7 protein-coding genes and 1 tRNA gene are annotated in these 11,681 nt (G+C 64.8%); 1 reads left to right on the top strand and 7 read right to left on the bottom strand.

Annotated elements, in window-relative coordinates:
• Nucleotides 1–29 precede the first annotated feature (29 nt).
• The 6 genes from AC0N04_RS10620 to AC0N04_RS10595 form a co-directional block, all read right to left on the bottom strand.
• Complete coding sequence (locus AC0N04_RS10620) at nucleotides 30–2,732, bottom strand: TonB-dependent receptor (protein WP_474281329.1); 2,703 nt, start codon at nucleotides 2,730–2,732, stop codon at nucleotides 30–32.
• Between the two features lie 225 nt (nucleotides 2,733–2,957).
• Nucleotides 2,958–3,968 (bottom strand): SIS domain-containing protein, encoded by a 1,011-nt coding sequence (locus tag AC0N04_RS10615; RefSeq protein ID WP_474281327.1) that lies wholly within the window; start codon nucleotides 3,966–3,968, stop codon nucleotides 2,958–2,960.
• Nucleotides 3,958–5,088 carry an N-acetylglucosamine-6-phosphate deacetylase gene (gene nagA / locus AC0N04_RS10610; RefSeq protein ID WP_474281325.1) on the bottom strand — a complete coding sequence of 377 codons (1,131 nt, stop codon included), beginning with the start codon at nucleotides 5,086–5,088 and terminating at the stop codon, nucleotides 3,958–3,960. The genes AC0N04_RS10615 and nagA overlap by 11 nt, the downstream gene beginning before the upstream one ends.
• Nucleotides 5,085–5,828, bottom strand: a complete 744-nt coding sequence (locus AC0N04_RS10605; RefSeq protein WP_474281323.1) for a GntR family transcriptional regulator — start codon at nucleotides 5,826–5,828, stop codon at nucleotides 5,085–5,087. Before AC0N04_RS10605 ends, nagA begins: the two co-directional genes overlap by 4 nt.
• 143 nt (nucleotides 5,829–5,971) lie before the next feature.
• Nucleotides 5,972–7,390, bottom strand: coding sequence for a phosphocholine-specific phospholipase C (locus tag AC0N04_RS10600; RefSeq protein ID WP_474282045.1), 1,419 nt, complete (start codon nucleotides 7,388–7,390; stop codon nucleotides 5,972–5,974).
• 83 nt (nucleotides 7,391–7,473) lie between these two features.
• Entirely contained in the window at nucleotides 7,474–9,519 is a 2,046-nt protein-coding gene (locus AC0N04_RS10595; RefSeq protein ID WP_474281321.1) for a M3 family metallopeptidase, read from the bottom strand.
• Between the two features lie 775 nt (nucleotides 9,520–10,294).
• On the opposite strand from AC0N04_RS10595, the gene AC0N04_RS10590 reads away from it, so the two are divergent.
• Complete coding sequence (locus AC0N04_RS10590) at nucleotides 10,295–11,281, top strand: hypothetical protein (RefSeq protein ID WP_474281319.1); 987 nt, start codon at nucleotides 10,295–10,297, stop codon at nucleotides 11,279–11,281.
• 263 nt (nucleotides 11,282–11,544) lie between these two features.
• Here the strand turns inward: AC0N04_RS10590 and AC0N04_RS10585 are convergent.
• Nucleotides 11,545–11,635, bottom strand: a tRNA-Ser gene (locus AC0N04_RS10585).
• Nucleotides 11,636–11,681 lie beyond the last annotated feature (46 nt).

The raw sequence follows: 11,681 nt of genomic DNA, 5'->3' as shown, positions 1-11,681 counted from the left end.
TCGATGCGACGAAGGCTTGGCGTGGCGTCTTACAGCTTGTAGCTCAAGCCCAGCAGCAGTTGCCGGCCGTACCGATGGAATTCCTTCAGCGCGGTGATGCCGTCCACCGTCTGGGTCGTCACATAAGGCGTATCAAACAGATTGTTCACCTGCAGCAAAACACCCAGACCCTTGTAGCGACCCGCTTGCATTTCATAACCGATCTGGAAATCGGTGATCTTTTCCGGCCGGATCGTGTCCATGACGAACTTGAAGGCATCGTGTCGTGTGGCGGAGAAACCCGATCGATCGCGTTGCGCAATGCGGACCTGGAAGCCATTCTTGTCATAGTACGCAGCCAGATCCCAGACCGAACCCGACAAGCCGTCCAGCGGCGTGCTGGTGGGCAGGCCGTTGATGTCGGTTCCGGGCAGGTTGCTGATGGTTCGCGCGTAGCTGGCCTGCAAGCCGAACCCATCCAGCGCCTTGTTCAGCAGTCTGGCGCCCAGCGATCCGCTGAGTTCCAAGCCGCGAACATAGCCCCCTTCGCTGTTGGTCGGCGTCGTCATGGTGCCGATGTCGCTGACCGGAATGATGGCCGTCGGGTTGGTGAACTTGGCGAAGTTGTATTGAACGTCTTGGGTGTAAATGCCCGACGTGATCTGCTTGTCAAACGCCGCGACGGCCGCGTAAGTATCCTTGGCGAAATATTTTTCCAAGGAAATATCGAGGGCGTTGGCCCGCCACGGCTTGAGTTCCGGATTTCCGCCGCTGCCAGACCAGGTCCGGGAGGTTTGATCCACCGATGCGGTCCAGCCGGCGCGCATGTCCACCATGTTGGGCCTTGCAACCTGCTTTGCCAGGCCCACGCGCAGGACGGTTTGCGCACCGAGGTCGCCGATCAAGTTCAGGCTGGGCAGGACATCGGTGTAGCTGGTGCCGCCGCCGGACGGCGTCAAGCCGCCATTGTTGTCGTTGTAAAGGCCGGTCGCGCTCTGTCGCGCATTCACGATCTGCAGCCCCAGATTGCCATGGACCGGGATGCCCGCCTGGAAATCCAAATTGAACTTGGCGAAGGCGGTGGTCACCTTCTCATCCACCCCCCAATTCCATGCGGGACTCAGCGAATCTGGACCGGCCGTGCTGTAGGCGCCGCTGTTGAAGGCGTTCAAGACATTGAAGCTGATCATGCTGGGAATGCCAACAAAACCGAGATTCACGGGTGCCTGCAAGATGCCGGGCGGAATCGAGGTACAGACACCCACACTGCAACTGCTGGTGTTGTTCAGGTTGTAGCTGGTGCCCACATCATTCAGCGTTTTGGCGCGATCGGAGTAGATGAGCCCCGCCTCCACGCTGTTGATCGCACCCCAGTCGAGATCGCGCTCGCCAGACAGACGAATGGACTTCATCTCGTCGTTGACATCCACGGCGGAGCCATAACCGCCGCCGCCCCACCATGCCGAACTCAGCTGGAAGTTGCTTGCATTGCCGTAGTCGAAAGGCGATGTGAGCGTTCCAAAATGAGAAAAGTCGGGGGCGAAGCCGACGTTCAGGGACGTCGGCGTATCGCTCGTCGCGTAGGCCTCACCGACAAATTCATGGCGCCGGGCGCGCGAATAGGCCAGATCGGTCGTGAGCTTCCACTTGTCCAACCGGGTCTCGGTGTTCCAGCCGATGGCGTCGACCTTGTCGTCCCGGTTGTCCTGGCGCATGGTGACAAACGGGGTGAGATTGGTGATGGCGCCGCCGTAATTCGAGTTGGCCAGCGGAGCCCAGTTCGGCGTGGTGCCGTTTGACCAGTTATTCCAGTAGGCCACCAACTCCCGGCCATTCATTCGCTGCGCGAACCTGGACGAGAAAAGATCAATCTGGCTGTGGAAATCCTTGCTGGGCTTGTATTCGATCACGGCCATCAGGCCGTCACGCACCGCCTGCGTGGACGCGACCCCCGCCTCCAGTCCGTCAAACGCATAGGTTCCATCGGGAAGGCCATTGACCGCACCACAGCAATTGCTGAGGTAGGCGCCCGACCCGAAATCCCAGGGGTTCATGTACTGCTGCTGGCTCGGACTGTTCAGGCGCGCAAGCCCCACCGCCACGCCAATGGTGTGATTGGCGAATTGGTCGATGTACGAGACGCTCAGGCGGTTGCCGACGCTGTCGCTCCCGGGGACGATGTTGCCCAGGGAGTTTCTTTCCACCCGTGCGTTCAGATTGACTTGTCGGGTGGCGTAGTCGAGCGGATGCACCGTTTGCAGGTTCACCGTGCCCGCGAGACCCTGGGTGCCCAGAGAGGCATCCGGCGTCTTGTAGACGGTGGCGGCACTCACCAGTTCCGACGGGAACTGATCGTATTCGAAGGATCGATCGTCGCCGGTGCTCACCATCTCGCGACCATTGAGCAGCGTCACCGCAAAACTCGGTGGCATGCCCCGGATGGAGAGCACCTGAGCCCGCCCGTCGACACGTTGCGCCGCGAGGCCAGGCAGTCGCGCCAGCGATTCGGCAATGCTCGTGTCCGGCAATTTGCCGATGTCCTCTGCGGTGACCACTTCCACGATCGAATCGGCGTTCTTCTTGGCGGCGATCGAGCTCTCGATGCTGGAGCGGATGCCGGTGACGACGATCGTGTCCGCGACCGGGGTGTCCGGCGCCCCCTGAACGGTGGCCTGCTGCGCCAGGACGGGAAGCGTGACGCCCAGAAGACTCAGCCCGACCGCAGTGGCGACCGGCGTGCGGTTGAACTTCATAGATTCCTTTTTCGACGTTTCAGAGGGGGCCAGCGACGACCGGCAGCAACAACCCGCCATCCCGCCTTGCGCCCCAGCCTGGCCTGCCGGTATGCAGGGGCTTCGATAGGGCGAAAGGCAGTATGTAGAAGTTACATACCACTAAAAATACCAGAAGATGCCACTATGCTACCACTGCCTGTCGTTGACAAGCCAGTTCCGCCGATCGCCCGTTGGGATTTATCCCTATTGCGTCCGCGTCACCTTGGCGAGGTGTCGAGGCTGGTCCGGATTCATCCCGCGGGCGCGAGACAGCGACTCGACCATCGGGTAGAAGCTCTGGACCACCGAAATCGGGTCCAAATCGGCCGCAGCCGCTTCCACGATGGGCAGATTCGCACCGACCGTCCCGGCAGGCGCCGCCAGCAGAACCTGGGCCCCGCGGACGCGCATTTCCTCGGCCAGCGCAAGCAAGCCCGCCTGCGCCGGGCCGCGCGGCGCGAAAACCAGCAAGGGGTAGCCCGGTTCGATCAACGCCATGGGCCCATGCTTGACCTCGGCGGCCGAAAAGGCTTCGGCCTGGATGCCGCAGGTCTCCTTGAACTTCAGCGCCGCCTCCATCGCCACCGGCAAGCCGGTGCCGCGGCCGATCACGAACAGACGGTCGACCGGGCGCAGCGTGTCCACCGCCGCCGACCAATCGGCCCGGGCCGCCCTCGCCAGGGTGTCCGGCAGCGCCAGCAAGGCCGCGTGGAGCGCCGGGTCCTGCTGCCATGCAGCGACCACGCGCGCCCCCGCGACCATCTGGGCAATGAAGCTCTTGGTGGCGGCGACGCTGGTCTCCGCCCCCGCGTGCAGCGGGAACACCCATTGCGCCGCACCCGCCAGCGGCGAGCCCGGGTCGTTCACGAAGGCGGCGGTGCATGCGCCGCTTTGCGTGAAATAGCGCAGGGGCGCCACCAGATCCGGGCTTTGTCCGGACTGGGAAAACGCCATCGACACCAGCCCCTGACAACGGATCCGGGACTGGTAAAGCGTCACCAGCGACATCGGCAGCGAGGTCACCAGCCGCCCCAGCCGCGCCATGATCAGGTAGGCCATGAAATGCGCCGCATGGTCCGAGCTGCCGCGCGCCACGGTGAGCATCGCGCCGGGGTCGCTGTCTCGCAGAAAGGTGCCGAAATCGCCGTACTCGCGGACGTCGTGCGCCAGCTGCGCAGCGACCGCATCAGCGGCCTCGCAGGCCTCAACGAGCATTCTCGTTTTCAATCGATCTCCCTTCGATCCAGACGTCGATCAGTTTCAGGTCGCGGTCCAGCAGCACCACATCACCCCAGGCGCCGGCAACCAGGCGGCCACGATCGCCCAAGCCGAGGTAGTCGGCCGCATGAGTCGATACGCGTCCCGACGCTTCGCTGAGCGACAGCCCCAGGTGATCGACCAGATTGCGCAACGCCTGGTCCATCGTCAGCGTCGATCCCGCCAGCGTGCCGTCCGCCAGGCGCACGCCGCCCAGGCACTTGGTGACGCTGTGGCGGCCCAATCGGTATTCGCCGTCGGGCATGCCCGCGGCGGCGGTGGAATCGGTCACGCAGTACAAGCCTGGAATCGAACGCAGCGCGACGCGGATGGCGCCCGGATGCACATGCAGCAGGTCCGGGATGATCTCGGCATGACGTGCATGGGCCAGCGCCGCGCCGACCATTCCCGGCTCCCGATGCTGCAAGCCGGTCATCGCATTGAACAGATGCGTGAAGCCCGCCGCGCCCATCGACAGCGCCTGTCGTCCTTCTTCGTAGGTGCCGGCGGTATGGCCGATCTGCACCCGGAAGCCTGCCGCACTCAGCGACATGATGGCCTCCATGTTGCCCGGCACTTCGGGCGCGAGCGTGACCAGCTTGACCGGGAACTGGGCATGCCAGCGCAGCAGGTCGCTCATCGAGATCGACCGGGTGAAATCGGGTTGCGCGCCGAGCCTGTTCTTGCTGATGTAAGGACCTTCGAGATGCACGCCCAGGACCCGCGCACCCCTCGGACTCCGACCGGCGCCGGCGACCCGCATGCCGGCAAAGGCCGCGTCCAGGTCGGCCACCGGCGCCGTCATCGTGGTCGCCAGCATGGCGGTCGTTCCATGCCGCGCGTGCAACTCGGCAACCCGTGTCAGCGCATCGCCGCCATCCATCACGTCGGCGCCGCCACCCCCATGGACGTGCAGGTCGATGAAACCCGGCAGCAACAGGGGCTCACCCCGATCCCGGACCTCCGCCTCGTCCACCGGCTCGCCGCGCAAGTCGGCGATGCGTCCGTTCTCGTCGCACTCGAGGAAGCCTCGCAGGAAGCCTCGCGGCGTCAGGATGCAGCCCGCGATCCGGCTCATCCGTCGCGCCTCATTTCGGCGACGAAGTCGTAGTAGTCGCTCCGGCAATACGAATGCGTGAGTTCCACCGCCTGCCCCGATTCCAGGTAGCCGATGCGCGTGATGAACAGCACGGCCTGCCGCTCGGGGATGCCCAGCTGCTCCGCCAGCCGAGGCTGCGCATTGAGCGCACGGATGTGCTGCAACGCGCGGACCGGGGCGTGATGGCTGAGGCTCAGGTATTCGTACAGCGAACCCTCGACCGCGGCCGGGTTCGGCAGGATGTGCTGCGGCAGCGCGCTGACCTCGAGGGCCATGACGACGTCGTCGGCCAGGCGCAAGCGCTCCAGCCGCGCCACCTTGCCACCCGAGGGAAGCCCCAGGCTCATCTGCTCGTCGATCGTCGCGAGAACGATCTGGCGATGCACCCAGCGCGACGACGGCGTGTAGCCCCGACGCCGCAGTTCCTCCGAGAAGCTCGTCAGATGCGACAAGGGTTGCTCGAAGCGCGGGGCGATGTAGCTGCCCGACCCCTGCCGGCGAATGATCAACCCCTGCTCGACCAGCTGATTGATGGCTGCGCGCGTGGTGACCCGGGACAAGTTCAGGGATTCGGCCAGGACGCGCTCCGAAGGCAGCGCTTCGTCGGGCTTGTAGTGACCCTCGCGAATGCATTGCTCCAACTTGCGTGACAGCTGCAAGTAGAGCGGCGAACTGTCGTGCGAATCGGGTTTGAATTCGAAGATGCCGCCCTGGGTCATGAGCCCTTCTCCGAGGATTGCTGATTCATCCTTGCCCTTTGCTGAAACGCCGCCAACGGCCTTGCTGCGATCGGGCGGAAGATCATAATAATACCACTAAAATACCAATAAAAGTCAACCCGACGCACCAAACCCCAAGCGCATCAACCGATGCGCTTGCGCGTTCCCTTTTCCTGTCCCGGTGCGAACTGCTCCGCGCCGGGTAGCGCCGGCTTCGGCAGCGTGGCAGACGCTTTGCGCACGGCGGCCTGTTCGGCGTGCGCGTCGGGCAAGGCCGGGGCACCGGCCTTGCGGTCGGCAAATCGGAACACCGCCGTCAGATCGCCGAAGGTCTCGCGCCGCCAGGCGCTGATATTGCTTTCCTTCACACCGGTGAACTGCTCCAGGAATCGCAGCACGGACGTGTGGTCGAAGGCCTGGCTGCAGACCCAGCCGCCCGCGGTCCAGGGCGAAACGATGATGGCCGGCACACGAAAGCCAGCGCCCACCGGCGCCCCCCGGACGAACTCATGCGGTGTGCCCGTCGGAGGCGTGGGCGGCGCCACATGGTCGAACAAGCCGTCGTTCTCGTCGTAGGTCAGGATGAACACGGTCTTTTCCCAGACCTTGGGGTTGGCTGCCAGCGCCTCGATCTTGCTGGCGATGAACGCGGCGCCGTCTGCGGGGGTGTAGTCGGGGTGCTCCGACTCGGTACTGGCGGGCATGATCCACGAGACGGCGGGCAGGCGATCGTTGTACGCGTCCGCCTCAAACTGACCCTCGGGGCCGCGCACCATGCCCTTGCGGTGGAGCGGCGAATCCGTGGGAGCATCGCGGAACTGCTTGAAGTACTCCAGCACGTTGGTTCCGTAGTTGTCTTGCTGCTGGTAGACCTTCCAGCTCACGCCGGCCGCCTCCAACCGCTCCGCGTAGGTGGTCCAGGTGAAGCCGCCGGGCGGCATCTTGTTGCGGGTGACGGGCCCGCCATGCTCACCGTCGGGATCGATGGTGCCGGTCATCCAATACATCCGGTTCGGCCAGGTGGGGCCGAGCACGGAGCAATGGTAGGCATCGCAGATCGTGAAGGCCTCGGCCAGCGCGAAATGGAACGGGATGTCCGCGCGCCGGTAGTACCCCATGGTGTACGGTCCGTTCGCTCCTTCGGCCTTGCGGTGCGCGGGCACCCAGTTGTCCATCCGTCCGTGGTTCCAGGCCTCGTGCTGCACCTCCCAACTGTGGTCGGTGGACGGGATCTTCTGCGCGCTGGTCCTGCGGGTGTCGAGGTGGAAGGGCAACAGATGACCGCTCGGGTTCTTCGGATCGGGCTGCAGGAAGACCGAGTTGCCATTCGGCAGTCTCATCGCCGCCGGATCATCAAAGCCACGCACGCCGGCCAGGGTGCCGAAGTAGTGATCGAAAGAGCGGTTCTCCTGCATCAGCAGGACCACATGCTGGATGTCCTTCAGCGAGGCCAGCGGAGCAGGCGCCCGTGCCAGCGCACGCTGCACGCTCAAGGGCAGCAGGCTCAGCCCCGTGGCGCGGGCGGCTTGTCGAAGTAGGCGGCGTCGAGTCGGGTTCTGCATGGGGATGGGCGCCGACATCGGCGCGTCAGGGCGAGGTGCGCGATCACGCCAAGGGGGAGTTCACCGAAGGCGGATAAGCGGCATCACTTCGGCGGGGCGATCCCGAGTTCGCGGTAGAACGGCTCGGGCGAGGGCGCGCGACCGAGGAAGGCGCGCAGTTCCTCATCCGGCTCGTTCAAACGAGCGGGGGCCAGGATGTCGGCACGGTAGCGCGCACCGATCGCAGGGTTCTCGAGTCCGCCGGCCTGGAACACCGTGAAGATGTCCTGCGCGTAGACGAGCGACCAGAGGTAGCCGTAGTAGCCGGCTTCGTAGCCGTTCATCAGGTGGCCGAAGCCTGCCTGCGGCATCGTGCCGTTGACGAAATCGCTGGGGGTCAGTTCGGTCAGCGACGTCTTCCAGACCGCGGTGGTGTCCACCGGCGGCGGCAGCGTGTGGTAGCGCTGGTCGACCGTGGCATAGAAGACCTGGCGGACGGTGTCGTAGGCCTCGTTGTAGTGGCGCGCGGCGATCATCTTCGCGATCAGGTCGTCGGGCAGCGGCGCGCCCGTGTCGACCTGGGACGAGATCTGCTTGAGCACCATCGGATCCCAGACGAAGTTCTCGAGCATCTGCGAGGGTGCTTCGACGAAGTCGAGCCGGAAGCCCGAATTGAGGGATTCGTACGGCGTGTCGGAGCACAGCGCGGCGACGTTGTGGCCGAACTCGTGGAAGAAGGTGATCACATCGCCGTGCGACAGGAGCGACGGTTTGCCTGCGGCCGGCAGCGGCCAGTTGCCCAGGATCGAGTTGACGACGGGCCGTACCGTGCCGTCGGGCAGGGTGCGGCGGGCGGTCGGGCCGGCGTTCTCGAAGTGGTCGAACTTGCCCGGCCGCGGATAGAGGTCCAGATAGAACGTACCGCGCATGGCACCGGTCTTCGTGTCGGTCACGTTGTAGGCGACGACATCGGGATGCCACTTCGGTGCGTCCGGCGCGAGCGTGAAGGTCAGGCCCAGCATCTTGGAATAGATACCGAGCACGGCTTCGATCACGTGCGGGGCCGGGAAGTATTGCTTGACCACGTCGCGGTCGACGCTGTATTTCGACTTCTTGACCTGGTTGGCGTAGAACAGGACATCCCACGGGTCGAGCGGTGCCCCCTTGGCGGCCGCCAAGTCGTCGCGCTGCTGGCGCGCACTGGGCAGCAGCGCGTCGTCGAGCTTGTGCAGGAACGAGGCGATGCGCTGCGGCGTCTGCGCCATCCGGTCGGCGGCGACGTAGGCGGACCAATTCGGGTATCCGAGCAGCGCCGCGACCCGGTCGCGCTGGACGATCGCGGTCTGCAGCAGGTCGACGTTGGCCTGGCCGCCGCGGCGGGCGTACGCGATGTAGAACGCCTTGCGCGCCTCGGCGTCCTTTTCGTTGGACATGAAGTTGTCGTAGGTGCTCTCGTTCACGGGAACGAGCAGCTTTCCGTCGGCATTCGTCTTGAGTGCGGTGCGCATGTCGGCCGGCAGGAAGGCCGCTTGATCCGCGTTGACGGCGACGGTCGAGGTGTCGTTGGCGAGGTTCGCTGCGAATTGGGTCTCTTCGTTGCTGATCTTCGATTCGAGCGCGACGAACTCGCGCCGCTGTGGCGTCGCGAGTCCCGCGCCGGCGCGTTGACCGCCGACCCGGTAGAGCTCTTGCAGCTTGTGCGCCGCAGCGCCCTTCGCGGTGTTGCTCTTTTCGGCCGCCACGAGCGCGGCATAGAGATCCGGTCGCGCGCTCTCCTGCGCGTAAAAGCTGCTGACGTCGTTGTTGCAGCGCTGCGATGCGTCGCGCACCTTCGCGTCGCCCGAGACCTGGAACAGGAACGTCTGCGCGGCGAGGTTGTCGCCGAGATCCGCCTCGACGTTCTCCAGCGCCAGCGTCACGCTGTCGAAGGTGCGCGCGCTACGGCGGTCGACGATCGCGTCGATTCGCTTGCGAGCCAGCATGAGTTGCGCTTTGCAGGTCGACGCGATCTGCGCGGGCGTGAGCCCGAAGTCGATGACGAGCGGCACGGCCCGCGGCGTCGTCTCGGCGGACGCCGGCAGCGCCGGAAGCAGGAGGGCGAGTGCGGCCAGCGAGGCGCCGACGCGCAAGGGCGAGCGAAGATTCAGCATTCAGGCATTCCATTCTGGTCGTTGGCCCGACTCCCCGCAGCGTGACCGTCGTGCGGCGCCGTGACGTGGCCGGGGCTTCCTGTAGGGCAGGACATTCAGCGCGGGGAATTTAAGCACGATCGTCCTGGCCGCTCTCGTTTGCCCCGTTCGAGCGAGAGGTCACCGGCGCGCAGATCCGCGGCAAGACGGCCGAATCCCATCGCAAGCGCAGGCGCGAGGGCGAGGGCGAGGGCGAGCCTGTGTCCGACCTCCCTGCCACCCGGCCGCCGGCGATGATGTCGCTGCCCATCGATGGGAGCGAGCAGAGGAGGCGACTGGGCTCCGAAGCCTGAACATCGCCCGCCGACGGATGCGGGGCACCGCCGCGCCCCGCCCTGCGCTGAGAGGCTGTCAGCCGACGACGTCCGTCAGGCCGAAGACCTTGTCCTGCTGGCCCAGGTGGCGACTGACAAAGGGGCCCTGGAAGAAGAAAGGGCCTTCGCACTGCGAAGGCCCTGACTTGCTGGCGGGAGGGAGGCATCGATAAGAACTCAGGAAATCAAGCATTCATGCGGGTTTGCTGAAGGTCGATCAGACTCTATGCCCCCATAAATGCCCCCAGCGCAAGGCCGCTGCCGATAGCGCACCGCCTCGCCCATTTCAAGTTGGAGTGCCTTCTTCCGGCCCTCGCCTGCCCCGTACAGACGCCCGCACACCTCGACGCGGCGCCACGAACTGGGAAAGCCTGCGCCTGGCGGGTCAGAATGCGCGGACCAACAGCCAGCGAGCCCTTGTCATGTCCAACGCCGTCACCGTCACCCAGTGCCCGATCTGCGCACGTGAGCTGGGGGCACCGGTTGTCGATAGAGCTGTCGGGACGATCGGCTTTGCCTGCGTCAACTGCGGCCCCTTCGTCATGCCTCATGAAACGCTGCAGGATTTGCGAGGCGCACCGCTGAGCCAAGAGCAGCGCATCCGCGTGGCCTACGGGCTGCGCCGCGTGCAAGAGGGGACCGTATTGAGCACCGAACTTCTGCAGTCGCTCGCAGAACGAACGGCGCTTCCCTCCGCCATGGAGACCGTAGACAACCTGGTGCACTTCCTCGCGACCGAGTTCGCGCCTGGCGAGCCGACCACGCTGCACACTGAATCGATTCAGGCTCGACTCGGCGTTGCAACCGACGATCAAGCGTGCTGGGTTGTCCAGGAGGCGCAGCGCATGGGCTTGGTCGCGTATCGGGAGATGGCCGAGGTCATCTTCGGGAACCGTAGGCAGTTCCTGAACGCGTCCCTGACCATCGCCGGCTGGCAACGCCACGAGGCCTTGATGCGCGACGGCGCCGGTAGCCGCCATGCCTTCATGGCCATGAAATTTGGCGTGCCAGAGCTTGATGCGTTGTTCACCTCGCATCTGGTGCCGGCCGTCGCCCAGGCGGGCTTCGAGCTGCGCACCTTGAACGGTGGCCACCAGACCGCAGGATCGATCGACAACCGCATGCGGGTTGAGATCCGCACCAGCCGATTCCTGATCTGCGATCTGACGCACGGCAACCGCGGCGCCTACTGGGAGGCCGGTTTCGCAGAAGGGCTGGGGCGCCCGGTGTTCTACATCTGCAAGGAGGACGTGTTGAAAGATCGCGAGCACGAGTTCCATCCGCACTTCGACATCGCCCACCAACTCATCATCACGTGGAGGCCCGATGCTCCGGCCGCCGCCATGCAGCTTCTGAAGGACGCGATCAGGGCCACATTGCCGGCCGAGGCGAACATGCAGGACCGGTAACCGCCGGCGCGCTTGCCGGCGTGCAGGCGTCTGCACACGTGGCATTGCGGCAGGCAGTGTCGGTCAGGGGCACGGTTCAACCTCGATGGCGCGGCTCTTAGGAAGCATGCCCCCAGCATTCCCAGCCAGTGCCCCCCAAAATGCCCCCGGTTTCGCCTGGCTGTCAACGGACGCTGACGGACGCCCTTGAACGGAAAAGCCCCGCAGTGCGGGGCTTTTCGAGGTGTTCAGTGGACTTTGATGGACCTTGCTGAACTGATCTGTGGCGGAGAGGGAGGGATTCGAACCCTCGGTACGGGGATACCGTACGCCTGATTTCGAGTCAGGTACATTCGACCACTCTGCCACCTCTCCTGCATTCGGTGCACCCGTGGTCCACTGGGTGAAGCCGCGTATTCTA

The organism is Ideonella sp. sgz306126, from assembly GCF_056032705.1.
This window is presented reverse-complemented; position numbering and strand designations above follow the sequence as displayed.